General features: G+C 73.1%; 22 protein-coding genes. 14 read left to right on the top strand and 8 right to left on the bottom strand.

What is annotated here, in order from left to right:
- Positions 1-3: 3 nt before the first annotated feature.
- From MTR79_RS18950 to MTR79_RS18940, 3 genes are all read right to left on the bottom strand, one after another.
- Positions 4-1,401, bottom strand: coding sequence for a hypothetical protein (locus MTR79_RS18950; protein ID WP_244793246.1), 1,398 nt, complete (start codon positions 1,399-1,401; stop codon positions 4-6).
- A 201-nt stretch (positions 1,402-1,602) separates the two neighbouring features.
- Entirely contained in the window at positions 1,603-2,595 is a 993-nt protein-coding gene (locus MTR79_RS18945; RefSeq protein WP_244791439.1) for an MASE1 domain-containing protein, read from the bottom strand.
- Between the two features lie 61 nt (positions 2,596-2,656).
- Positions 2,657-3,484, bottom strand: coding sequence for a PP2C family protein-serine/threonine phosphatase (locus tag MTR79_RS18940; protein WP_189365759.1), 828 nt, complete (start codon positions 3,482-3,484; stop codon positions 2,657-2,659).
- Positions 3,485-3,612: 128 nt separating this feature from the next.
- Here MTR79_RS18940 and MTR79_RS18935 point away from each other — a divergent pair, with 128 nt between their 5' ends.
- The 3 genes from MTR79_RS18935 to MTR79_RS18925 all read left to right on the top strand — a co-directional run bounded on the left by MTR79_RS18935 (position 3,613) and on the right by MTR79_RS18925 (position 8,967).
- Positions 3,613-3,960, top strand: coding sequence for a hypothetical protein (locus MTR79_RS18935; protein ID WP_102637748.1), 348 nt, complete (start codon positions 3,613-3,615; stop codon positions 3,958-3,960).
- A 126-nt stretch (positions 3,961-4,086) separates the two neighbouring features.
- Positions 4,087-6,753, top strand: a complete 2,667-nt coding sequence (locus MTR79_RS18930; RefSeq protein ID WP_244793244.1) for a glycoside hydrolase family 97 catalytic domain-containing protein — start codon at positions 4,087-4,089, stop codon at positions 6,751-6,753.
- Positions 6,754-6,915: 162 nt separating this feature from the next.
- The gene (locus MTR79_RS18925; protein WP_244791436.1) at positions 6,916-8,967 is read left to right on the top strand and encodes a discoidin domain-containing protein; all 2,052 of its coding nucleotides are present in this window, start codon (positions 6,916-6,918) and stop codon (positions 8,965-8,967) included.
- A 5-nt stretch (positions 8,968-8,972) separates the two neighbouring features.
- On the opposite strand, the gene MTR79_RS18920 is transcribed toward MTR79_RS18925, so the two are convergent.
- Both MTR79_RS18920 and MTR79_RS18915 read right to left on the bottom strand, forming a co-directional pair.
- A complete protein-coding gene (locus MTR79_RS18920) occupies positions 8,973-10,538 on the bottom strand; it encodes a glycerol-3-phosphate dehydrogenase/oxidase (protein WP_244791434.1) in 1,566 nt (521 codons plus the stop codon).
- Positions 10,535-11,143, bottom strand: a complete 609-nt coding sequence (locus tag MTR79_RS18915) for a TetR/AcrR family transcriptional regulator (protein WP_244791433.1) — start codon at positions 11,141-11,143, stop codon at positions 10,535-10,537. Before MTR79_RS18915 ends, MTR79_RS18920 begins: the two co-directional genes overlap by 4 nt.
- An 85-nt stretch (positions 11,144-11,228) precedes the next feature.
- Between MTR79_RS18915 and MTR79_RS18910 the strand changes: the two genes are divergently transcribed.
- From MTR79_RS18910 to MTR79_RS18880, 7 genes are all read left to right on the top strand, one after another.
- Positions 11,229-12,824, top strand: coding sequence for an FAD-binding oxidoreductase (locus MTR79_RS18910; RefSeq protein ID WP_244791431.1), 1,596 nt, complete (start codon positions 11,229-11,231; stop codon positions 12,822-12,824).
- Positions 12,825-12,907: 83 nt separating this feature from the next.
- On the top strand, positions 12,908-13,789 hold the full coding sequence (locus tag MTR79_RS18905) for a YegS/Rv2252/BmrU family lipid kinase (protein WP_244791428.1): 882 nt from the start codon (positions 12,908-12,910) through the stop codon (positions 13,787-13,789).
- 156 nt (positions 13,790-13,945) lie between these two features.
- Positions 13,946-14,383, top strand: a complete 438-nt coding sequence (locus tag MTR79_RS18900; RefSeq protein ID WP_048458337.1) for a Fur family transcriptional regulator — start codon at positions 13,946-13,948, stop codon at positions 14,381-14,383.
- A 34-nt stretch (positions 14,384-14,417) separates the two neighbouring features.
- Entirely contained in the window at positions 14,418-16,643 is a 2,226-nt protein-coding gene (gene katG / locus MTR79_RS18895) for a catalase/peroxidase HPI (RefSeq protein WP_189365754.1), read from the top strand.
- 162 nt (positions 16,644-16,805) lie between these two features.
- Positions 16,806-17,036, top strand: a complete 231-nt coding sequence (locus MTR79_RS18890) for a DUF2945 domain-containing protein (RefSeq protein WP_048458393.1) — start codon at positions 16,806-16,808, stop codon at positions 17,034-17,036.
- Complete coding sequence (locus MTR79_RS18885) at positions 17,033-17,383, top strand: DUF3140 domain-containing protein (RefSeq protein ID WP_189365753.1); 351 nt, start codon at positions 17,033-17,035, stop codon at positions 17,381-17,383. Before MTR79_RS18890 ends, MTR79_RS18885 begins: the two co-directional genes overlap by 4 nt.
- A 158-nt stretch (positions 17,384-17,541) precedes the next feature.
- The gene (locus MTR79_RS18880; protein WP_189365752.1) at positions 17,542-17,958 is read left to right on the top strand and encodes a hypothetical protein; all 417 of its coding nucleotides are present in this window, start codon (positions 17,542-17,544) and stop codon (positions 17,956-17,958) included.
- 236 nt (positions 17,959-18,194) lie between these two features.
- On the opposite strand, the gene MTR79_RS18875 is transcribed toward MTR79_RS18880, so the two are convergent.
- The gene (locus tag MTR79_RS18875; protein ID WP_048458339.1) at positions 18,195-18,617 is read right to left on the bottom strand and encodes a DUF350 domain-containing protein; all 423 of its coding nucleotides are present in this window, start codon (positions 18,615-18,617) and stop codon (positions 18,195-18,197) included.
- A gap of 424 nt (positions 18,618-19,041) precedes the next feature.
- On the opposite strand from MTR79_RS18875, the gene MTR79_RS18870 reads away from it, so the two are divergent.
- The 3 genes from MTR79_RS18870 to MTR79_RS18860 all read left to right on the top strand — a co-directional run bounded on the left by MTR79_RS18870 (position 19,042) and on the right by MTR79_RS18860 (position 21,245).
- A complete protein-coding gene (locus MTR79_RS18870; protein ID WP_189365751.1) occupies positions 19,042-19,398 on the top strand; it encodes a hypothetical protein in 357 nt (118 codons plus the stop codon).
- A gap of 163 nt (positions 19,399-19,561) precedes the next feature.
- Positions 19,562-20,815 carry a glycoside hydrolase family 16 protein gene (locus tag MTR79_RS18865; protein ID WP_189365750.1) on the top strand — a complete coding sequence of 418 codons (1,254 nt, stop codon included), beginning with the start codon at positions 19,562-19,564 and terminating at the stop codon, positions 20,813-20,815.
- A gap of 4 nt (positions 20,816-20,819) precedes the next feature.
- Positions 20,820-21,245 carry a hypothetical protein gene (locus MTR79_RS18860; RefSeq protein WP_244791426.1) on the top strand — a complete coding sequence of 142 codons (426 nt, stop codon included), beginning with the start codon at positions 20,820-20,822 and terminating at the stop codon, positions 21,243-21,245.
- Positions 21,246-21,302: 57 nt separating this feature from the next.
- Here the strand turns inward: MTR79_RS18860 and MTR79_RS18855 are convergent, their stop codons facing one another.
- Complete coding sequence (locus MTR79_RS18855) at positions 21,303-22,040, bottom strand: D-Ala-D-Ala carboxypeptidase family metallohydrolase (RefSeq protein WP_244791424.1); 738 nt, start codon at positions 22,038-22,040, stop codon at positions 21,303-21,305.
- A gap of 246 nt (positions 22,041-22,286) precedes the next feature.
- On the opposite strand from MTR79_RS18855, the gene MTR79_RS18850 reads away from it, so the two are divergent.
- Complete coding sequence (locus MTR79_RS18850) at positions 22,287-23,006, top strand: FAD binding domain-containing protein (RefSeq protein WP_244791422.1); 720 nt, start codon at positions 22,287-22,289, stop codon at positions 23,004-23,006.
- A 20-nt stretch (positions 23,007-23,026) separates the two neighbouring features.
- On the opposite strand, the gene MTR79_RS18845 is transcribed toward MTR79_RS18850, so the two are convergent.
- Positions 23,027-24,505, bottom strand: a complete 1,479-nt coding sequence (locus MTR79_RS18845) for a glutamate-cysteine ligase family protein (RefSeq protein ID WP_189365748.1) — start codon at positions 24,503-24,505, stop codon at positions 23,027-23,029.
- Between the last annotated feature and the right edge of the window lie 26 nt (positions 24,506-24,531).

Genomic DNA, 24,531 nt, shown 5'->3' with positions numbered 1-24,531 from the left:
GGGTCAGGGCGCGATGCCGACCCCGGGGACGCGGCTCCACGCCTTCTCCTGCGCGGCCGTCATCGCCGGCCAGGACGTGCCGCCCGGCCGCGGACGCACCCGCGAGGCGTACGACGCCGGCCGGTACCCGGGGTCGTGGAAGCAGCCGGTGGCGTACACACGGTCGAACGCCTGGCAGGCTGCGGCGACCGACCGCGGCGTCGGCCGCCGCCCGGTGCGCGCCCAGCGGTCCAGCGCCGCCAGGGACACGGCGTACTCGGCGTCGCTCAGCGCGGAGTGCTCGTGCTCTCCGGTGAACGTCTGTACCAGCCACCGGTCGCGGTGGGCGCCCCGCAGCGTGTCCCGGTAGGCCGCCTCGTGCTCCACGAACGCGGTCGGGTCGTCCTTGGCGTGCAGCGTCAGCACGGGGATCGCCACCCGTCCGGTGAGGTCGCTGTCGTACGACAGGTCGCGCACGGCCGCCGGGTCGGCGGCGAACCGCTCCACGCCCGCGTTCAGCGCCTTGTCGTCGTGCGAACCGGTGTACCGCACCCCGCGGTTGGAGAACGGGTTCCGGCCGCCCAGCCGCTCGTGCACGATGTCCCGGAAGGTGAACACCGAGAAGCGCAGATGTGACTCCAGGGTCCGCTCCGGGATTTTGGTGACGTTCAGGATGTCGTCCAGGTTCCGCTGCTGGAGGCCGGTGCGCTCCCCGGGCGGCGACGCGTACCCGGTGCACTCCTGGAGCCGGGCACGCAGGCCGGCCGTGGTCAGCGTGGACCCGCGGCGCAGCCCCTGCCACAGCGGGTACTGCTTCTCCTCGGGCCGGGACAGGTTGGCGCAGTAGTACTGGTAGACCACGCGCAGGTCGACGCGGTGGTCGTAGCCGCGGGAGGCCCCGCCCAGCACCCCGTTGGTGAGCAGCGCCCCGTCGTACGGGCCGCCCTCGGGGGCGTAGGTCTCGACGACCTTGGCGGCCACGTTCCCGCCCCACGACTGGCCGTGCACGTACGTCCGGCGCGGCTCGCCGAACTCCTCGACGAAGAGCCGCCGTACGTTCTCCGTGTCGGCGGCGGCCATCCGGGTGCCGTAGCCGCCCCTGCGGTACGACGACCCGGCCCAGGCGTATCCCTGGTCCACCATCACCCGCCAGCGCCCGAGGTCCTCGACGCTGCGCCGCGGGTCCGACGCGTCACCCAGATCGGGGCCGCCGTGGGCGTGCACGACGAGCCCGCCGTTCCACCGCGCGGGTACCGCGATCGCGTAGTGGGCGCCGTTCGCGTCCGTGCCGGTCCAGCAGGCGGCGCCGTCGGGCAGCCCTTCGGGACAGGCGGCCGGCCGGGGCGACGTGTCCCGGGCCTGCGCGGCCGGCGCCGGGGCGAGGACGCCGGCCAGCGTCCCGGCGATCAGCAGACCCGCCATGCGCCGGCGGGAGCGCGGGGAGCGGGGGAGACGGAGGGCATGTCGGTATCTGTTCACGGTGCGGCTCCTGGTTCGGCGGCGCGTTGCTGCGCACGGGCGGCGATGCTAGGAACGCCGGCCGACTCGGGCCATGGGCGGAGCGGTTGCGTTCATACTGTTCTGCCGCGACGGGCCCGTGCGCGGACGGTTCACCCCCGGCGGTCAGCGCGCGCCGGGGCCTTCCTCACGCTGCGGCCGGCCGTGCGGGGCGGGCTCGCCCGCCGTCAGATGCTCCAGCACCTCGACGAGTTCCTGGCACGCGAGCTCCACCGAGCGGCGGGTGTTGTGCTGCTCGGTGATCACCGCCGACAGCAGAAGGGCCGTCAGGGCCGCCGCCGCGTTGAAGGCATGCAGATTGATCATGATCTGGGTGTCCGACACGTACGCGAACGGTCCCTCCCGTCCCGTCGCCGCGGCCGTCGCCAGGACGGAGGCGAACAGGGCGCACAGGATGCTGCCGGGGAGCTCGAACCGCAGAGCCGCCCAGATCAGCAGCGGGTAGACGCTGAACAGCAGACTGCCCGTGCTCTGCGTGGCGAACGGCACCACGACACCCGCGACGACCGCCAGGCCCACCGCCTCCTTCCAGCGCGACCAGTGCGCGGGCGAACGCACCCGGGGCAGGACCAGCAGCGCCGGGGTGATCAGCAGCACCCCCATCGCGTCGCCCACCCACCAGGGCAGCCACACCGACCGGAAGGACCCGGCCGGCAGGTCGCCGGAGACGACGAGCATCCCGGCCGCGATCGTGGAGCTGACCAGCATCGCGGCGAAGCCGCCGAGGAACACCAGCATGAGGCAGTCGCGTAATCGGCCGAGGTCGGTGCGGAACCCTGCCCTGCGCAGCAGCCAGTAGGCGCACAGCGGCGCGGCGGTGTGGGCGAACAGCAGGCCGAGCGAGGTCGGCCCCAGGGAGGTGAGGTGGGCGATCACCAGCAGCGCGCCGAGGGTGATGCCCGGCCAGACGTGCGGTCCGAGGAGCAGCAGGGACGCGACGGCGATCCCGGTCGGCGGCCAGACGGGGGACACGACCGAACCGTCGACCCGCAGCTCGTACAGCAGTCCGAGCCGGCCCCCGGCGTAGTAGCAGGCGGCGACGGCCAGCGTCTGCAGCACGTAGACGGCCGGAGTACGGAGATCCTGGCGAGCCACCACACACGTCATCAGACACCGAGGCGGCCGTCATGGCGAGGTGAGGGGCACGGCGCTGTCGGCCCTATGGCTGACCGGAGGGCTCATGCCCGATCACGAGGACCGCGGCGTCGTCGTCGTGCCCCACCTCGGCCGCCCCCTTGATCACGGCCGCGGCGAGCGCGTCCGCGTCCATACGAGCGACCGCCGCGATGCCCGCGAGCCGCGACACCTGCTCCAGCCCTTCGTCCAGACGCATCGACGGGCCCTCCACGACGCCGTCGGTGACCATCACGAACACCCCGCCGGAGTCCAGCCGGTACCGCGTCACCGGGTACACCGACCCGGACTGCACGCCCAGCGGCGGACCGCCCTCGTCCTCCGTCACACCGGACCGCCCGTCCGCCGTGGCCCACACACACGGCAGATGACCGGCGCGGGCGCTCTCCAGCACCCGGGTCTCCGGGTCGAGCCGCATGAAGGTGCAGGTCGCGAACAGATCCGCGCCCAGCGTCAGCAGCAGCTCGTTCGTCCGCGCCAGCAGCTCGCCCGGGTCGCTGTCCACGGAGGCGAGCGCCCGCAGCCCGACCCGGACCTGCCCCATGAAGGCGGCGGCCTCGATGTTGTGCCCCTGCACGTCGCCGATCGACAGGCCGATGCGGCCGTCGGGCATGCTGAACGCGTCGTACCAGTCGCCGCCCACGTTGAGGCCCTGGTTGGCGGGCACGTACCGCACCGCGAGCCGTACGCCGTCACCGGCCGGCAGTCCCCTCGGCAGCATCCCGCGCTGCAGCGCGACGGCCAGCTCCACCCGCGAGCGCTGCACCTCGGCCGCCGCACGCGCCTGGGCCGTCAGCGTCCCGAGCCTGATCAGCAGCTCGTCGCCGTGGTCCTTGGAGCCGGTGCGGGACATGGATCACTCACTCGGGCCGGGACACTCCGGGTCCGCCCCCGGCAGGGACAAACCATATGAAAGCCGCATTCACCAGGATGATAGGCAGAACGCGTTTGGCCGGGCCAGTCGGTGTGAAAGCTGGCCGCATGGAGCAGCGCGAGATCATGCAGCGGAGCGTCGGCATCCTCACGGAGGCCCTGGAGATGCGGCGCCGGCTGCGCGCCGACCCGGACGCCGATGTGACCGCCGACAGCGCGGTCGCCGGGTTGCTGGAGGAGATGCTGCCGCGTATCCAGCTCCCCGCCGACGCCGGCGCGCGCGAGGTGGCGGAGATCGTCACCGGGAAGCTCGGGCCGGCCATCGTGCAGATCACCTCCGCGCTCACCTTCGCCTTCGTCCAGCTCGCCGAGATCCACGACGAGGGCCGCACCGACGTCTCGTCGGCCGACGTCCTGCGCTCCATCGCACTCCACTACCAGCGGGACGACTCCTGAACTGATCCCAACCCCCGTGTGAAGGGCGGTGGTTGAGGAACGGGTGAGCGGGAAGGGTTGTCCCGAACCAAGACAGACAACGATGTCACCTCTTGGACGGAGGCCCCCGTGCCCAGATCGTCGCGCATGTCGCCAGGCGGCCCGCGCCGGACGCTCCTCCCCGCCCTGCTCACCCTGCTGCTCTCCGCCGCGCTCGCCCTCACCACGCTCGGCGCCCCCGCCCGGGCGGCGGGGCCCGGCGGCACCTGGACCGTGCATCAGCCCGGCGCGCCACGGGACGGCGTCACGGCCGTCGTCCGCCTCGACCCCGCGGACGGCACCCTCACCCTCACCGCCCGCAAGGGCGCCACGACGGTGCTGGAACCGGCGCCGCTCGGCATCGTCACCTCCGCCGCCGACCTCACCTCGGAGCTGCGCGCGGACTCCCGGCACACCCGGCAGGTGACCGAGCGGTACTCCATGACCACCGGCAAGCAGCTCCGCCGCACCGCGCGGATGACCGAGACCCGCTTCACCTTCACCGGCCGGGACGGCGCCCGCCTCGGCCTCGTGGTCCGCGTCGCCGACGACGGCGTCGCCTACCGCTACGTCCTTTCCGGGCCCGGCACGGTCACCGTCGAGCGGGAGGCGTCCGCGTTCCGGCCGCCCGCCGCCGCGCGGGCCTGGCTCACGCCGTACTCGGTCAACTACGAGCGCCTGTACGCCCCCGCCACCGCGGCGGGCGCGGCGCCCGGCGCCTACGCCTATCCGGCGCTGTTCCAGGTCGGGAGCACCTACGCCCTGCTCACCGAGTCGGACGTCGACGGGCGCTACGACGCGAGCCGGCTGGTCCACGAGGGCGACGGACGCTACACGGTGCGTCTGGCCGACCCCGAGGTGACCTCCGAGGGGCCGCTGGCCACGCCGTGGCGCACGGCCGTCGTCGGGGACCTCGCAACCGTCACCGAGTCCACCCTCGTCGACGACCTCGCCCCGCCGTCGCGGCTCGCCGACACCTCGTGGATCCGCCCCGGAAAGGTCGCCTGGTCCTGGCTGGACGGTTTCGGCGCCGCCCAGCGTGATCTCGTCGCCCAGCAGCGCTTCGTGGACCTCGCCGCTGCCCACGGCTGGCCGTACGCCCTGGTCGACGACGGCTGGAAGACCACCGACTGGATGCCCGAGCTGATCGCGTACGCCCGGCAGCGGGGCGTCGACGTCCTCCTGTGGGTGCACTGGACCGATCTGGACACGGCGGCCGAGCGCGCCGAGTTCCTGCCCCGGGTGAAGCGGTGGGGCGCGGCCGGACTGAAGATCGACTTCATGGACTCCGACTCCCAGGAGCGCTTCCGCTGGTACGACGACATCCTCCGGGACACCGCCCGGCACCGGCTGCTCGTCAACTTCCACGGCGCGACCCTCCCCAAGGGCGTCCAGCGGACCTGGCCGCACGTGATGACCCTGGAGGCGGTGTACGGCGCCGAGCAGGGCACCGTGCCCGCGGCGGGGCTGACGGCCCTGCCGTACACGCGCAACGCGGTCGGCTCGATGGACTACACGCCGATGGGCTTCCAGTTCGGCACCCGCACCGTCTCCGACGCGGCGGAACTGGCGCTGTCGGTGGTGTTCGAGTCCGGCTTGCAGAATTTCGCCGGGTCGGTCGCCGCCTACCGTGAGCGGCCGGAGCTGGCCCGCTTCCTGGAGCAGGTGCCGACGGTGTGGGACGAGACGCGGCTGCTGTCGGGACTCCCCGGCGAGAGCGCGACGTTCGCCCGCCGCCACGGCGACCGCTGGTTCCTGGGCGGGGTCCACGCCGGTGAGGCGGGCACGGAGCGCGTGCAGCTGGACTTCCTGGGCGGCGGACGCTGGCTGGCGGAGGTCGTGCGGGACGGCGAGGACGGCGGGCTGCTGCGTGAACGGCACGTCGTCACGCGCCGGGACGTCCTGGACGTGCCGACGGCCGAGCACGGCGGGTTCGCCGGGCAGATCTGCCGGCTCACGCCCGGACGCGACACCTGCGACCGGCCGGTGACCCGGCTGCCGCTCACCGCGCTCACCGCCGATCCGGCGCGCGCCGAGGCGGACCCGGGCGGCTCCGTCGCCGTCACCGGCCGGTTCGCGGTCGAGGAGTCGGGACCGGCGACGGACGTCCGGCTGACGCTCGACGTCCCCGACGGCTGGACCGCCGACGGTGACGGCACCACGGCGGCCGAACTGCCCGCGGGGGAGGCGCTGTCGGGCGACTGGACGGTGCGGGTGCCGTCCGGCGTCCGCCCCGGCGGTTACGACCTGACCGTGCGCGCGGAGTACCGCGCACCGGACCGGCCGGGCTCCGGGGTGCTGCGCGTCGAGCGCCCGGTGCGGGTGTTCGTGCCGGAACCGGGCGTCACCTACGTGAGCGATCTGCCGTTCACAATCGAGCGCAACGGGTGGGGGCCGGTCGAGCGGGACATGTCCAACGGCGAGCGCGACCCCGCCGACGGAGGCCCGCTCACTCTGGCGGGCACGGTGTACGACAAGGGCCTCGGGACGCACGCGGCGGGCGAGATCGTCGTCGAACTCGGCCGGGAGTACCGGAGGTTCACGGCCGAGGTCGGAGTCGACGACGAGGTCGGCGCCAAGGGCACCGTGGCCTTCGAGGTGCTCGGCGACGGCAGGACGCTGCTGACCACCGGGGTGCTCGACGGCGCCGACCCGGCGTTCCCCGTCGACATGGACGTCACCGGCGTACGGCAGTTGACGCTGCGCGTGCTGGACGGCGGGGACGGGGTGGACTCCGACCACGCCGACTGGGCGGACGCGCGGCTGGCGCCGTAGCGGCGGGCGGGACGGTCCGCGGGTGTCCGTGGGCCGTCCCGCCGCGGACGCGGGTGTGCGCGCACCCTTGACGGCGTACGCGCGGGTAGGGATGCTCCCCGAGCAGGTTTGCAGAGGTCATGACAAGCGTTGTGGCCGCTCCGTCGACGGAGGGACCCGCCGGTGACCACTGTTCGCTCCGGACGCCACGCCGGGATCGTCACGCTGCTCCTGCTCGTCCTGGCCGCCGCGCTCACACCCACGTCCAGCTCGGCCGCCGACGGCGCCTGGTGGGACCCGGTCGCCCGGCCCGCGCCGGACTCGGAGATCGGGGTCACCGGGGAACCGTTCAAGGGAACCGACTCGGCCGGGCGGGTGCGCGGATTCGTCGACGCGCACAACCACATCATGTCCAACGAGGCCTTCGGCGGCCGGCTCATCTGCGGCAAGGCGTTCTCCGACAAGGGCATCGCCGACGCGCTCAAGGACTGCCCCGAGCACTACCCCGACGGCTCCCTCGCCGTTTTCGACTTCATCACAGGCGGCGGCGACGGCCGTCACGACCCGGACGGCTGGCCCACCTTCGCCGACTGGCCCGCGCACGACTCGCTGACCCACCAGCAGAACTACTACGCCTGGATCGAGCGCGCCTGGCGCGGCGGGCAGCGGGTGCTGGTCAACGACCTGGTCACCAACGGCGTGATCTGCTCGGTGTACTTCTTCAAGGACCGCGGCTGCGACGAGATGACCTCCATCCGCCTCCAGGCCGGACTGACCTACCGGATGCAGGACCACGTCGACGCCATGTACGGCGGGCCGGGCAGGGGATGGTTCCGCATCGTCACCGACAGCGCGCAGGCGCGTGAGGTGATCGAGCAGGGCAAACTGGCCGTCGTGCTGGGCGTGGAGACGTCGGAGCCGTTCGGCTGCAAGATGATCCTGGACATCGCCCAGTGCGACCGGGAGGACATCGACGCGGGGCTCGACGAGCTGTACGACCTGGGCGTGCGCAGCATGTTCCTGTGCCACAAGTTCGACAACGCGCTGTGCGGCGTGCGCTTCGACTCCGGGGCGCTCGGCACCGCCGTCAACGTCGGGCAGTTCCTGTCCACCGGCACCTTCTGGCGGACCGAGCCCTGCACCGGCCCGCAGCACGACAACCCCATCGGCCTCGCCGCCGCCCCCGCCGCCGAGAAGCACCTCCCGGCAGGCGTGGAGGTCCCGTCGTACGACGCGGACGCCCGGTGCAACGTGCGCGGGCTGACCGGGCTGGGCGAGTACGCGGTGCGCGGCATGATGAAGCGCGGAATGATGCTCGAGATCGACCACATGAGCGTCAAGGCCGCCGGCCGGGTCCTCGACCTCTTCGAGTCCGCGGCCTACCCGGGTGTCCTGTCCTCGCACAGCTGGACGGACCTGAACTGGACCGAACGCGTCTACCGGCTCGGCGGGTTCACCGCCCAGTACATGAACGGCTCCGAGCAGTTCGTGGCCGAGGCCGGCCGCACCGAACAGCTGCGGGACACCTACGGCGTCGGCTACGGCTTCGGCACCGACATGAACGGCGTCGGCGGCTGGCCCGCCCCGCGCGGGGCGGACGCGCCCGATCCGGTCACCTACCCCTACCGCAGCGTCGACGGCGGCTCCGTCCTCGACCGGCAGACCACCGGTCAGCGCACCTGGGACCTGAACACCGACGGCGCCGCGCACTACGGGCTGGTGCCCGACTGGATCGAGGACATCCGGCGCGTCGGCGGACAGCACGTCGTGGACGACCTCTTCCGCGGCGCCGAGTCCTACCTCACCACCTGGGGCGCGACCGAACGCCACCGCCCGGCGGCCGACCTCGCCCGCGACGCGCGGGCGACGGCCTCCTCCGCCGAGTGGAGCCCGTTCACCAGCTACGCCCCCGCCCGCGCCGTCGACGGCGACCGGGGCACCCGCTGGGCCAGCGACCGGACCGACGACCAGTGGCTGAGCCTCGACCTCGGCGCCACCCACCGGATCGGCCGGGTCACCCTCGACTGGGAACGCGCGTACGCCGGCTCGTACCGCGTCGACGTGTCGACCGACGGCACGAACTGGCGCACGGTGTGGTCCACGACAGCGGGCGACGGCGGGCTGGACACGGCGGTGTTCACGCCGGCCGAGGCACGGCAGGTGCGCGTCGTCGGCCTGAAACGCGGGACCAGGTACGGCTACTCGCTGCACGAGGTCGGCGTTCACGCACGCTGACCGCGTCAGCCCCTCGCCGCCGCGTCGGCCAGCAGAGCCCGCACCGCCTCCAGCGCCGCCGCCCGGTCGGACGGGACCAGGCCGATGCGGGTGCGGCGGTCCAGGACGTCCTCCTCGTCCAGCGCGCCCTCGTGACGCACCGCCCACAGCGCCTCGGCGGCCGTGACCGGATGGCCGGGGAGGACCGGCTCGGCGAGACGGGGGTCGCGCTCGGCGAGCGCCAGGACCGCCGGGGCCTCGGTGCCGTGGCGGCGGACCAGGCGGCGGGGTGCGGGCAGGCCGGCGAGGACGTGCGGTGCCGCCGCGCCCACCAGAGGGAGGGACGCGGTGCGGGACGGGCCGGCCGCCAGCCCTCGCAGCCGTACCGCCGCGTCCACCGCGTCCTCGGCCATCCGCCGGTACGTGGTCAGCTTGCCGCCGACCACCGTGACCACGCCCTCCGACGAGGTCAGCACGGCATGCCGGCGGGAGATGTCGGCGGTCCTCGGCGGGGCGTCCGCGTCCTCCGGCGTGCTGTCCAGCAGGGGCCGCAGCCCGGCGAACGCTCCCACCACGTCGTCCCGGTGCACCGGCACGTGCAGGACCGAGCAGAGGACGTCCAGCAGGAAGCCGATGTCCGTCTCCGGGGGCTCCGTGACGTCGGGGATGTCGCCGTCCACGGGCTCGTCGGTGAGGCCGACGTAGACCCGGCCGTCGTCCTGGGGGAGGACCAGGACGAAGCGGTTGGTCTCGCCGGGCACCGGGATGTGCAGTCCGGCGGTGAGCGGGCCGAGGCTCTCCGGGCGCAACACCAGATGTGTGCCGCGGGAGGGGCGGATCCGGACGCCGTCGACGAGGCCGCCCGCCCACACGCCGGCGGCGTTGATCACCGCGCGGGCGCGGATCTCGCCCTCCTCGCCGGTGAGTTCGTCGCGGACGCGGGCGCCCGTCGCGGTCAGCTCCAGCGCCCGGACGCGGGTGAGGACCCGCGCGCCGCGCGCGGCCGCCGTACGGGCCAGGGCGGTCACCAGGCGTGCGTCGTCGGTGAGCCGGCCGTCCCAGGACAGCAGGCCGCCGCGCAGGCCGTCGAGGCGCAGCGCCGGCGCGAGATGGCGGGTCTCCACCACGGAGAGGCGGCGGGGCGCCGGAAGCGTGGCGCGGGCGGTGCGCGCCGCCAGCCGCAGCGTGTCCCCGGCGTGGAACCCGGCCCGCGCCAGCGCGGCCTGACCACGCGACACCAGCGGGGTGAGCGGCAGCACGAACGGCTGCGCGTGCACCAGGTGGGGCGCCGTGCGCTCCATCAGGATGCCGCGCTCCACCGCGCTCTCGTGGGCGACGCCGAGCCGGCCGGAGGCCAGGTAGCGCAGCCCGCCGTGGACCAGCTTGCTGCTGAAGCGGGAGGTGCCGAACGCCAGGTCGTGGGCGTCGACCGCCACCACCCGCAGGCCGCGCGCGGCGGCGTCCAGGGCGGCGCCCGCGCCGGTCACGCCGAGGCCGACGACCAGCACGTCCGCGGTGTCGCCGTGCACCGAGTCGGTCAGGTCGCGGGCGCGCCGGGTGGCGGACAGGGACGAGCCGCTGAGGGGGGTCATGGCGTGAGGGTCCTCTCCAGGATGCCGCGCAGCTCGCCGAGGAACGCCTCGGCGGACAGCTCGGGGTCGTCCTCGTCGGTCATGGTCCGCAGGGACAGGGTGAAGGACTGCACGATCAACAGCACCGAACGCGCCTGCCGTTCGACGGGCGCGCGGCGCACCGAGCCGTCGGCGTGCCCCTCGCGCAGCACGCCGGCCAGCAGTTCGAGCAGGGCTTCCTGGCTCGCGCCGCGACGGTCCAGCACGTAGGGGAGGAGCAGTTCGGGGTCGACGTCGAGGATCTTGCGGAAGAGCGGGTGGGTGACGAAGTCCCGCACCGCGTCCACGAGTCCCTTCGTGAGCAGTTCCCGCGCGGTCATGTCCGGTCCGCGCTCGGGCATGGCCCCGGTGGCCACCGCGATCCACTCCCGCGTCATCAGGTCGCCGACCAGCGACCGCACGTCCGGCCAGCGCCGGTACAGCGTCATACGGGAGACACCGGCGCGGCGGGCCACGTCGGTGAGCGTGGTGCGGCGGACCCCGACGGCGAGCACGCAGTCGCGCACCGCGTCGAGCACCGCGTCGTTGTCCGAACCTGCCGGGGCGTTGTGACGAATAGGCGTCATGTGTCACAGTGTAACGCCACGTGAGGCCGTCGGGCGACGGCATCGCTTCCCGACCCGTCAGGACGGACCCGTGAGGACGACAGACATGGACATGCTCTGGAGCGGCTGGGGCGACCCCGAGCGGGCGGCCCCGCTGCCCGGCTCGGTGACCGGGCTGCTGCGCGACCTGCTCGGCGTCAAGCCGCGCGAGACGGCGACCGTCGCCCTCGAGGACCTGGACGTCCCCGCGAGCCCGCTCGTCCCCGACGCGCACCGCGCCCTGACCGCCGCGCTGGGCGACGAGGCCCTCGTCCGCACCGACGCCGAGACCCGCGTTCGGCACACCCGCGGCAAGTCCACCCCGGACCTGTTGCGCATGCGCGGCGGCGACCTCGCGGCCGCGCTCCCCGCGGCCGTGCTGCTGCCCGCCACGCACGACGAGGTGCGGGACGTGCTCCGCCTGTGCGCCGAACACGGCCTGGCGGCCGTCGCGTTCGGCGGCGGCACCTCCGTCGTCGGCGGTCTCGCCCCCGAGGCGCGCGGCCCGTTCGTCGCCCTCGACCTGCGGCGCATGAACCGCCTGCTCGACCTCGACCCGGTCTCCCGCACCGCCACCCTGCAGCCAGGTCTGCGGGCCCCGCAGGCCGAGGCGCTGCTCGCCGAACACGGCTTCACGCTCGGGCACTTCCCGCAGTCCTACGAATGGGCCACCATCGGCGGCTTCGCCGCCACCCGCTCCAGCGGCCAGGCCTCCGCCGGGTACGGGCGCTTCGACGAGATGGTCCTCTCCCTCACCCTCGCCACCCCCGAGGGCACCCTCGACACCGGCCGCGCCCCCCGCTCCGCCGCCGGCCCCGACCTGCGCCAGCTCCTCCTCGGCTCGGAGGGCGCCTTCGGCGTGATCACCTCGGTGACCGTGCGGGTCCGGCCCGTGCCGCAGACCCGCGTCCACGAGGGCTGGAGCTTCCCCACCTTCGACGCGGGCGCCGCCGCCCTGCGCCGGCTCGCCCAGGACGGGCCCCGTCCCACCGTGCTGCGCCTGTCCGACGAGACCGAGACCCTGGTAGGCCTCGCCAACCCCGAGGCGATCGGCTCCGGCGAGCTCAAGGCGAGCGGCTGCACCGCCGTCGCCGGGTACGAGGGCACGGAGGAGGACACGGCGTACCGGCGCGAGCGGGCCGCCGCCGTCCTGCGGGAGTGCGGCGGCACACCCCTCGGCGAGGAGCCCGGCCGCCGCTGGGCCCACGGCCGGTACTCGGCGCCCTACCTGCGGGACGCCCTCCTCGACGCGGGCGCCTTCGCGGAGACGCTGGAGACGGCGGCCTTCTGGTCCCGCCTCCCCCGCCTGTACGCCGCCGTCCGCGACGCGCTCACCACCACCCTCACCGAGGCCGGCACCCCGCCGCTGGTGATGTGCCACATCTCCCACGTCTACGAGAACGGCGCCTCGCTGTACTTCACGGTCGTCTCCGCGCAGGGCGAGGACCCCGTGGCCCACTGGACGCGCGCGAAGCACGCCGCGAACGAGGCGATCCTCGCCGCGGGCGGCACCATCAGCCATCACCACGGCGTGGGCACGGACCACCGCGACTGGTACGTCCGCGAGATCGGCCCCCTCGGCGCCGAGGCGCTCCGCGCGGTGAAGCGGCGGCTGGACCCGGAAGGCGTGCTGAGCCCGGGTGTGCTGCTGCCCTCCCGCTGACGGACCGGGCCCCTTCTCACTGCCCCCGCCCAGGCGCCCCGCACATCCACCCCACCCCCTCGGCCCGTCCCCGGAGGCATCCCATGCGACAGTTCACCGCCGTCGTCAACCCCACCGCGGGCGCGGCCGGTTCCGCCGCCGCGTTGCTCGCCGTCGCCCGGCATCTGCGTGAGGCGGGCGCGGAGCTGGTGACCGAGTACAGCCGGAGCCTCGCGCACGCCAGGGAACTCGCCGTCACGGCCGGAGCGGCGGGCCGCACCGTGCTGGCCGTCGGCGGGGACGGCATGACCGGCTGCGTCGGCGGCGCCCTCAGCGGCACCGGCGCCACGCTCGGCCTGGTCCCGGCCGGCCGGGGCAACGACTTCGCCCGGGCGCTCGGCCTGCCCCGGGACCCGGAAGCCCTGGCCGGCATCCTGCTGCACGGCCGGCCCCGCCCCGTGGACACCGTCGAGGTCGTCTCGGCCACCCACGACCGCGTGGTGGTGCTCGGCAGCGTCTACGCCGGGGTGGACGCCCTCGCCAACCGGTACGCCAACCGCTCCCGCCTGCTGCGGGGTTCGGCGTCCTACTACGCGGGCGGCCTGCGGGCCGTGACCACGTGGCGCCCGGCGCGCTACACGGTCACCGTCGACGGAGAGGAACACACCCACACGGGTTACACCGTGGTCGCCGCCAACTCGGGCACGTACGGATCCGGCCGTCTCATCGCCCCCGACGCCCGACCGGACGACGGCCTCCTCGACGTCGTCATGATCCGCCACGCGCCCCACCTGCTGTTCTTCGCCCTGATGAACGAACTGCGCACCGGCGCCCACGTGCGCCGCCCCCAGGTACGCGTCCTGCGCGGCCGGGAGATACGCATCGAGGCCGACCGGGCGATCCCCTACGGCACGGACGGCGAGGTCGACGCGACGCTGCCCGTCACGGCGAGAATCCTTCCGGGGGCGCTCGACGTCCTGCACTGACCCCCTGGTCACAGGCCCACGGAGGGCGGGGGCCGGCGGTCCGCGCCCCGGTGCCGTGCGCAACACGGGAGCCACCCGCCGTTACCGGACACGCCCCAGGAATGGATCCGTTCGTTCTCTGGAATTGTTCGCGTCTTCGGCGGTAGGTTCGGCTCCATGACCGCATCCCGGCCGTCGACCAGCGCCGAGGAGTTGCGCGGTGCGGGGCTCCGCGTGACCGCCGCCCGTGTCGCGCTCCTCGACACCGTCCGCCAGGGCGGCCATCTCGGCGTCGAGACCGTCGCCGCCGAGGTGCGCCGGCGCATAGGGCATGTGTCCCTTCAGGCGGTGTACGAGGGACTGAGCGCACTGAGCGCCGCGGGCCTGGTGCGGCGCATTGAACCGGCGGGGAGCGCCGCCCTCTACGAGGGGCGCGTCGGGGACAACCACCACCATCTGGTGTGCCGTTCCTGCGGTGCGGTGGCCGACGTCGACTGCGCGGTCGGCGAGGCGCCCTGCCTGACCGCCTCCGACGGCCAGGGCTTCGAGGTCGACGAGGCCGAAGTCGTCTACTGGGGCCTGTGCCCCGGATGTTCCCCCTCCCGCAGTGCCTGAACTGCGCGAACCTCTTTCGCCCGGAAGGACTTCCATGACCGAGAACCATGACGCGATCGTCACCGAACCCAAGGCGGAGGGGGCAGGCGGCTGCCCGGTGGCGCACGATCGCGCGCCGCACCCCACCCAGGGCGGCGGCAACCGTCAGTGGTGGCCCGACCGTCTGAACCTCAAGATCCTCGCGAAGAACCCGCCGGCGGCGAACCCGCTCGGTGAGGACTTCGACTACGCGGCGGCCTTCACGTCGCTCGACCTCGCCGCGGTGAAGCGGGACATCGCCGAGGTCCTCACCACCTCGCAGGACTGGTGGCCGGCCGACTTCGGCCACTACGGCCCGCTGATCGTCCGTATGGCCTGGCACAGCGCCGGCACCTACCGCATCAGCGACGGCCGCGGCGGCGCCGGCGCCGGCCAGCAGCGGTTCGCCCCGCTCAACAGCTGGCCGGACAACGCCAACCTCGACAAGGCCCGCCGCCTGCTGTGGCCGGTGAAGAAGAAGTACGGCCAGAGCCTGTCCTGGGCCGACCTGCTGATCCTCTCGGGCAACGTCGCGCTGGAGTCGATGGGCTTCGAGCCGTTCGGCTTCGGCGGCGGCCGCGAGGACGTGTGGGAGCCGGAGGAGGACGTCTACTGGGGTCCCGAGACCACCTGGCTGGACGACAGGCGCTACTCGGGTGACCGCGAGCTGGAGAACCCGCTCGGCGCCGTCCAGATGGGCCTCATCTACGTCAACCCCGAGGGCCCGAACGGCAACCCGGACCCGATCGCCGCGGCCCGCGACATCCGTGAGACGTTCCGCCGGATGGCGATGAACGACGAGGAGACCGTCGCGCTGATCGCCGGCGGCCACACCTTCGGCAAGACCCACGGCGCGGGCCCCGCCGACCACGTCGGCGACGACCCCGAGGCCGCCTCGCTGGAGGAGCAGGGCCTGGGCTGGCGCAACACCTACCGCACCGGCAAGGGCGGCGACGCCATCACCTCCGGCCTGGAGGTCACCTGGACCGCCACGCCGACGCGGTGGAGCAACGGGTTCTTCAAGAACCTCTTCGAGTACGAGTACGAACTGACCGAGTCGCCGGCCGGCGCCAAGCAGTGGGTCGCCAAGAACGCCGAGGCGATCATCCCCGACGCGCACGACCCGTCGAAGACGCATCTGCCGACGATGCTCACCACTGACCTGGCGCTGCGCTTCGACCCGATCTACGAGCCGATCTCCCGCCGGTTCTACGAGAACCCGCAGGAGTTCGCCGACGCCTTCGCCCGCGCCTGGTACAAGCTCACCCACCGCGACATGGGCCCGAAGTCCCTCTACCTCGGCCCCGAGGTCCCCGAGGAGACGCTGCTGTGGCAGGACCCGCTGCCGGAGCGCGCCTACGAGCTGATCGACACCGCGGACATCGCCTCCCTCAAGGAGCGCGTCCTCGCCACCGGCGTGTCCGTGTCCGACCTGGTGTCGACGGCGTGGGCGGCGGCCTCCTCCTTCCGCGGCAGCGACAAGCGCGGCGGCGCCAACGGCGGCCGCATCCGCCTGGAGCCGCAGCGCGGCTGGGAGGCCAACGACCCCGACCGCCTCGCGGGCGTCGTCCGCGCCCTGGAGGGTGTCCAGGAGGCGTTCAACGCCCAGCAGACCGGGGGCAAGCGGGTCTCCTTCGCCGACCTGGTGGTGCTCGGCGGTGTCGCCGCCGTGGAGAAGGCCGCCAAGGACGCCGGTTTCGACGTCGAGGTCCCCTTCACCCCGGGCCGCGTCGACGCCACGCAGGAGCAGACGGACGTCGAGTCGTTCGCCGCGCTCGAGCCGACCGCCGACGGCTTCCGCAACTACCTGGGCAAGGGCAACCGGCTCCGGGCGGAGTACCTGCTGGTCGACAAGGCCAACCTGCTCACCCTGAGCGCCCCCGAGATGACGGTGCTCGTCGGCGGCCTGCGGGCCCTCGGCGCCACCCACCAGCAGTCCTCCCAGGGCGTGCTCACCGGGACGCCGGGCGTCCTCACCAACGACTTCTTCGTCAACCTGCTCGACCTGGGCATCACGTGGAAGTCGACCTCCGAGGACCAGACCGCGTTCGAGGGCCGCGACGCCGCGACCGGCGAGGTCAGGTGGACCGGCTCCCGCGCCGACCTGGTGTTCGGTTCGAACTCCGAGCTGCGCGCCCTCGCCGAGGTCTACGCGAGCGACGACGCCAAGGAGAGGTTCGTCCGGGACTTCGTCAAGGCGTGGGACAAGGTCATGAACCTCGACCGGTTCGACCTCGTCTGATCCACACCGCCCGCCCGGTCCCTCCGGCGCGCTGATCCATCTGTCCGGGCCGGTCCCCTCCACGGGGCCGGCCCGGACGGCTGTCCGCCCGAGATGCGCGCGGCCGCCGCTGCCACCAGGGTGGAGAGCGGCCCCACGGTCGACACGAAGGAGGCGCCGGACATGGCGAAGGACAAGAAGTCCGGGAAGGACCTGCACGAGGGCGACCACGTCGCCTGGAGCAGCCACGGCAGCGAGACCACGGGCGAGGTCGAGCAGAAGATCACCGAGCGGACCGAGGCGGCCGGACGCACCGTCGCGGCCTCCGAGGAGGAGCCGCAGTACGAGGTGCGCAGCGACAAGTCCGGGAAGACGGCGGTGCACAAGCCGTCCGCGCTCAAGAAGAAGAAGTGAGCGCCGTGGCCGCGGACGACGAGGAGACCTGGAACGAGTTCCGGAAGCTGGTCAACATGAAGGCCGGCGATCTGGAGAAGTGGCTCGAAACGGACGAGTCGCGGAGCGCGGGCCAGCACAAGGACGGCGGCGAGTCGACCGGGCACGCCTCGGGACGGCGCATCGTCGAGCTGCTGCGGACCAAGCGCGCGGACCTCACCGAGGACGATCACGCCCACATGCGCAAGGTCGTCGGTTACATCAACCGCCACCTGGCGCAGCGCCCGTCCGGCGACGTCACCGACACGCGCTGGCGGCACTCGCTGATGAACTGGGGCCACGACCCGCTTGCCGACGCTGACGGCTGACGGCCTGTCACGGTCGTCATGTCGACACGTCGACCGGGAACGTCCGAAAACCGTCGCACGTTGTCGGTGTGAGGTTGCACAATGATCGGAAAAGGAGATCAACTCCGGCGCGGTGCTGGGTAGACGGTCTCGTGTCCGGCTCCGGAAAGGTCCTTCAGATGCTTGCCACCGTCGACCGCTCGACCACCCTCGTCGACCTGCCGACCGTCCGCCGAAGGCGGGCCCGGGCGGCCGCCGCCCCGTCCCCGGCCGCCGCGCCCGCGTCGCCCGGGACCACGGCCGACGTGCTGCGCATCATCGCGGACCCCCGCACCCCGACGTACGTGACGGTGTTCGCCAATGGCCGCCGTCGGTACAGCTACTGGCGTCCGATCGACCCGGCGACCGGTACCGGCGGCTGCTACGCCGCGCTGCCCACCGCCGAGTGCGACGAGCTTCAGGCGAGCGGCCGGATCACCCTCGGCGAGCCGGTCGTCGACCCCAACCGCACCACGTACCGCGTCCGTACGGCCGCCCGCGTCCCCCAGGCGCCAGCCCGCCCGGCGGTCGCCCCGGAGCGACGCCGGGTGGCCTGACGGCCCGCCTTGGCCCGGGCCGGTTCGTCCGGACGTGCCGTTTCGACGTCCGGACGCGCGTCGGCGCAGGCGAGCGGCGGTTGGTACTTCCCGGTAACACACCGAAAGAGACAACTTCACGGCCGCCCCGCTCCCCGGCAGCGGCGGCTGAACCCGCGTACGCGCGCCGCCCGGCCGCCGCGCGTACGGTACGCGGCGCCCGGGCGGTGACGCGCGGACGGAAGGGGAGGGCCGGTTCAGGCTATGGACGCCGAGATGACGGCGGACACGGCGATGTTGCAGGACGCGGTCACCCACACCGCCGGGTGGGGCTCCACCTCCACCAGTGTGGCGCCGAGCCGCCCGGGGGTGATCAGGTCGATCACCAAGAACGCCACGGCCATCATCACCAGCCCCAGTACGCCGAACACCGCCGTGGAGACCAGGCCCTTGCCGAAGTCGTCGTAGGTCGTCCAGATGGAGGTGAACACGATCCCGCCGATGCCGAGCAGCGAGGAGCTGAGCACCACGGCCGCGTTGCGGTTTCGCTCCTGCCAGATCTGGCGTCCGAGTCTGCCGGGCAGCAGCAGGTCGACCAGGAAGATGCCGAGGACGAGAAGGACCAGGCCGAGTGCGCCGTAGGCGCCGGCCCGGCCGAGTCCGTTGACGATGTCGTTCATGAGGTGCGCCGGCTCCGTAGCGTGAGGGATCGTGAATGATCGCGGTCAAGGGCGAGCAAAATCTAGCGCACGCCCCGGGCCCGGCGGCCGGGCCTCCCGTCAACCTTCACCTCCGATGTCCTCGGCGCGTGCCACGAGGCGCGGCACGCCGCCCGTCACCCGCTGAAGAATCCCTCCGCCGTCCCGCGTCCGATCGAGGAACGGTCCCGTCAGGAACGGTCCGGAGGCGACGTGTGCGACGGTCGCCCGCGCCCCGCGACGGCCCGTGCGGCGCCGAGCGCGGGCGAAGGACGCGGCACGCACGGGCCCCGGTCCGGCGAAGAGCACGGCCCTGACTTGCTGTGAATCCCAACGCGTTGTCATGGAGCGGCTGTTCCGGGGCATCAGATGTCCGTCGGACCGGCGGACCGAAGGGGAGACGAGCATGAGCAGGGGCAGCCGGGTTCTCACCGTCATGTACATCGCCGTCGCCCTCTGGCTCGCCTACTGCACCGTGCGCACCTGGGGCACGGTGCCCGCCTGGACCACCCTCGCCATGGCCGCCGCCTCCCTCGCGCCCGTCCTGGGTGTCGTCCGCGAGACCGTCATCGCCGACGAACGCCGGGCCGTCGCCGTGCTGCGCGAGCGTGAGGGGCGCCGGGCGGCCTGGCGGGACGCGGCGGCCGCGGCCGTGGCACGGGCCGAGGTGCAGGAGGCGTGCTGCGAGCGCTGGTGGACGTCGTGCGCGACCGAGCACGACCCGAAATGCGCCCGCCGCACCTCCTGGGGCACCACGGCCTGATCCTCTCCCTCCCTGGGGCGGGGCCGACCTGATGTGAATTCCTGGTCTGTACCAGGGGGTTGACGTCTTCTTATCTCACATCTTGAATCAAGTGGTTGAACCTTCACCCCCCACCACGGTCGGCGCACCCGTCCCCACGGGGCGCCGTACGGAAGGGAGAGCCATGTCCTCTCCGCGCACGCGCCGCGGATGGCTGGTCGCCGCCCTGTCCGCCGCGCTCCTCGCCTCCGGCGTGGCCGGCACGACCGCCCAGGCGGAACCCGCCCGCTCCACCGCACCCGCCTCCGACGTCTCCGCGGCGGCCGTCGTCTTCTCGGACACCTTCGACGGGCCCGCAGGCGCGGCCGTCGACGGGTCGAAGTGGCACATCGAGACCGGCGACAACGTCAACAACCACGAACGGCAGTACTACACCGCCGGGAACAACAACGCGGCGCTCGACGGCCAGGGCCACCTGGTCATCACCGCCCGCAAGGAGAACCCGGCCAACTACCAGTGCTGGTACGGCACCTGCCAGTACACCTCGGCCCGGCTCAACACCTCCGGCAAGTTCACCGCGCAGTACGGGCACGTCGAGGCGCGCATGAAGATACCGCGCGGACAGGGCATGTGGCCCGCCTTCTGGATGCTCGGCACCCCGGTGAACTGGCCGGACTCGGGCGAGATCGACATCATGGAGAACGTCGGCTTCGAGCCGTCCACCGTGCACGGCACGATCCACGGCCCCGGCTACTCCGGCTCCGGCGGCATCGGCGCCGGCTACACACTGCCCGGCGGACAGGCCTTCGCGGACGCCTTCCACACCTTCGCCGTCGACTGGGCGCCCGACCGCATCACCTGGTCCGTGGACGGCAACGTCTACCAGACCCGCACGCCCGCCGACCTGGGCGGCCGGCAGTGGGTGTTCAACAAGCCGTTCTTCCTCATCCTCAACCTGGCGGTCGGCGGCTACTGGCCCGGCGACCCGGACGGCTCCACCGTCTTCCCGCAGCAACTCGTCGTCGACCACGTCACGGTGACGACCGGCGACACCTCGATCGGCGGCGCGATCCGCGGTCTCGCCGGCAAGTGCGTGGACGTCGCGGGGGCCAACACGGCCAACGGCACCCCTGTCCAGCTCTACGACTGCAACGGCACCGCCGCGCAGCGCTGGACGGTCGGTTCCGACGGTACGATCCGGGCGCTGGGCAAGTGCCTGGACGTGGCCTCGGGCGGCACGGCCGACGGCACGCCCGTGCAACTGTGGGACTGCAACGGCACGGCCGCCCAGCGCTGGGTGGTCACGGCCGCCCGTGACATCGTCAACCCACAGGCCGACAAGTGCCTGGACGTGACCGGCAACAACTCCGCCAACGGAACCCGGCTGCAGATCTGGACCTGCTCGGGCACCGCGAACCAGAAATGGACGGTGGGCTGACCCCGTGACCCTGCCCCGCTCGCCCTCGGGCTGGACCATGGCCGTGTTCGGCGCGCTCGCCGCCGCACTCGGCGCCGTGGGACTGGTCTCGCCGGACGCTCAGCTGTCGCTGCTGGGACTGACGGCGCCGGGTGAGCGGGGGAGCGGTGACCACACGTCCGCGTTCGTGACGGCGTCGTCGATGGCGGCGCTCAACATGGGCGTGTACTACGTCCTGGCCGCGCTCGCCGACTGGCGGGCGTTCTTCCGATGGACGGTGCCGTTCCGGCTGCTGACCTGCACGGTGTTCACGCTGGCCGTGACCACCGGCAGGGCGCCGGAGGCGTTCCTCGGCATCGCGGCCTGGGAGGGGCTGGGCGCCCTCGCCACGGGCACGGCCCTGTGGGGGGAACGGCGGGCCACGCCCGGACGCGGGACAGTGCGCACGTGAAGGTGAGGGGGTCCCGCGCGGGACCCCCTCACCGTCTTCCGGGCGTGCGGGCGGACGTCAGATGCCGCAGGTCGAGGCCGACCAGAAGCGGCTGCCGCGGTGGTCGACGTGCGTGTGGTCGTTGTGGCCCGGGTAGCCGGGGCCGAGGATCCCGTTGAAGCCGTGGTTACGGGCCTGCTTGGCCAGCGTGCACAGCGAGTGTGATCCCGCGCCGAGGTCGGCGGCGTCGCCGTACAGGTGGCGGCTGTTGCTCGCGCCGCCCACCGCGCTGTTGCAGGACTGGGAGCGGAAGCCGCTGGTGACCCGGATCGGCTGGTCGCCGAGCGCGTGTCGCAGCGCCTCCAGCTTCCACATGGTGCGCAGGGCGTTGGCCTTCGCCGTCGCGGCGCTCACCGCACCGCCCGACCAGGTCGAGTTGCAGCGGTTCAGCTCGGAGTAGTCGAAGTGGACCGGCGTGCAGTCGTCGTCCTGGAGGGCGTACAGCTTGCTGAAGGTGTTGGGGCCGGCCACGCCGTCAGCGGCGAGGCCGTAGGCGGACTGGAAGCGCTTGAGGGCGGCGGTGGTGGCCGGGCCGAACTGGCCGTCGACGGCCAGCACGGCGCCGTAGCCGGGGTAGCCGCTCAGCCGGATCTGGAGCTGGGTGACGTCGGCGCCGGACGCGCCCTGGGACAGGGTGCGGTTCCAGGTGTAGCAGCCGTCGGCGTGCGCGGTCCCGGCGGTCGCCAGGGAACCCGCCGCCAGACCAGCCATGAGCATGACAATGGACAGCGCGAGTCTCAGTGCGCGCTTCAACATGCGGCCTCCGCTTCCGGTACGAGAGATCGGGGTGAGCAACGAGCCGTGTGACGCGCGTCAACCATGGGGCAAACACACGGCCGAGCGCAAGGTGTCCCCGGATCGGAGCATGCCCGACGGGCGTGAGCCCTGTACGCGCCCCCGGCTCGCCGCGGAGAATGCGGTGCCGGTCTCCTCGTTGGCCCGTCACGTTCCGTACATCCCGCTCCTGTTGAGCCCTCCGCCGAGGAAAGCAGGTCGATCGCCGTGTTGCTGCGTCTTCCCACCTCCCTGTCCGAAGCGCGGCGGTGTCTGGCCGACGGGGCGGTGCCCGTCGGCGGGGCCACGCTCGTGTGGGCCCAGTGGCAGCGCGACGGATTCCCGGAGCAGGCGATGTCCCTGCGCCGGCTGCCCCGGGCCACCGTGGTGGACGCGGAGACCCTGGGCGCGGCCGTGTTGCTGCACCAGGTCGACGACCGGGTGCCGGAGGTGCTGCGCCGCGCCGCCGCCTCGGTCGGCACCGGAGCCGTGCGCCGGACGGCCACCGTCGGCGGCAACATCGTCGGCAGCGCGCTGCGCTGCCTGCTGCCCCCGGCGCTGGTCCTGGACGCCCGGGCGACCGTCATGGACGGCGACGGCACGTACGAGGCCGAGCTGGCGGAGGTGGTGGCCAAGCGCCCCCTGATGCTGGACATCCGCTGGCGCCGCCCCCTCGTCAGCGGCTACCACAAGGCGCCCGGTGAGGCGGGCGGACCGCCGCCGCTGGTGGTCGCCACCGCCGTGCACGCCGAGGAGGACGGCGGGCGGCGGCTGTTCACCGCCGTGCGGGACGGCGACGAGGCCGTCAGCGGCAGCGTCCCCGCGACGGCGGACGCGGGCCGGGTGCTCGACGCCCTGGAGGGCACGGCCCTGGGTGGCCTGCCCGGGCCGGCATGGGACGTGGTCCGGCGGGAGGTGACGGACGTCCTCGGGCGCGCCGACGCCTGATCCCGGGCTGCCCCCGCGCCTCACTCCACGGGCCAGGTGTGCACGGGCGCGTTCAGATGCATGTAGTCGATGTACTGCTGCGTCATGCGGCGCAGCGCCTCGTGCCGCCCGCACTGCGCTGTGGCGTCGATGTGGTGGAACATCTCCTTCTGCCACACCGCGCCGTTGCGGCCCGTCACACAGCGCTGCTCGATGATGCCGAGCAGCGGCTCCCGCCACGCGTCGTCCATGCCCGAGAGCTCCAGACCCCGGTGCGCCAGGGGCAGCAGCCGCCGCAGCACCAGCTCCGCCGCCGGCACCTCGCCCATGCCCGGCCAGTACAGCCGTGCGTCGATACCGAACCGGGCCGCCGTGCGCAGGTTGTCCTCGGCCGCGGAGAAGGACATCCGCGACCACACCGGCCGCTCCTCCTCCACCAGTCCGCGGGTCAGTCCGTAGTAGAAGGCGCCGTTGGCGAGGGTGTCGGCGACGGTCGGGCCGGCGGGCAGCACCCGGTTCTCCACGCGCACGTGCGGCTTGTCGCGGGAGACGGCGTACACCGGGCGGTTCCAGCGGTAGATGGTGCCGTTGTGCAGCGTCAGCTCGCCGAGGTCCGGGATGTCGCCGCGCAGCAGCGTCTCCGCCGGGTCCTCGTCGTCGCACAGCGGGAGCAGGGCGGGGAAGTAGCGCAGGTTCTCCTCGAACAGGTCGAACACGCTGGTGATCCAGCGCTCGCCGAACCACACCCGGGGCCGCACCCCCTGGACCTTGATCTCCTCGGGGCGGGTGTCGGTGGCCTGCTCGAACAGCGGGATGCGCGTCTCGTGCCAGAGTTCCTTGCCGAACAGGAAGGGCGAGTTGGCCGCGAGGGCGACCTGCACCCCGGCGATCGCCTGCGCCGCGTTCCAGTACGCCGCGAAATCCTCCGGGTTGACCTGGAGGTGGAACTGCGTGCTGGTGCAGGCGGCCTCCGGGGTGATGGTGTCCGCGTAGGTGCGCAGCCGGTCGACGCCGGTCACCTCGATGTGCAGGTCCTCGCCGCGCGCCGCGAAGATCTGGTCGTTGAGCAGCCGGTAGCGCGGGTTCTCCGACAGGGCGCCCTCCCCGACGTCCTCGTGGCGCAGGGTGGGGAGGATGCCCGTCATGATGAGGTGCGTGCCGATGGAACGGGCGCGCTGCTCCGCGTGGTTCAGGGCGGAGCGGATCTCGGACTCCCAGGCGTCGGGACCGCCCTCGGTGAGCCGCCGGGGCGCGATGTTGATCTCGAGGTTGAAGCGGCCCAGCTCGGTGTCCCAGGCCGGGTCCGCGATCGCCTCCAGCGCGTCGGTGTTGCGCATCGCGGGCTCGGCCCGGTCGTCGACCAGGTTCAGCTCGATCTCCAGACCGACCTGCGGCCGCTCGCCCTCGAAACGGGACTCGCGCAGCATCTGTGCGAGCGCGTCGAGGCACTGCTGCATCTTGAACCGGTACTGCCGGCGGTCCTCGCGGGTGAAGGTGAGCGCCGGGACGTCCCGTCCCATCGGTCTCCCTCCAGGCTGTCGGTCCG

Source organism: Streptomyces sp. BJ20 (genome assembly GCF_022869105.1).
GTDB classification, from domain to species: domain Bacteria; phylum Actinomycetota; class Actinomycetes; order Streptomycetales; family Streptomycetaceae; genus Streptomyces; species Streptomyces griseoincarnatus.
This window is presented reverse-complemented; position numbering and strand designations above follow the sequence as displayed.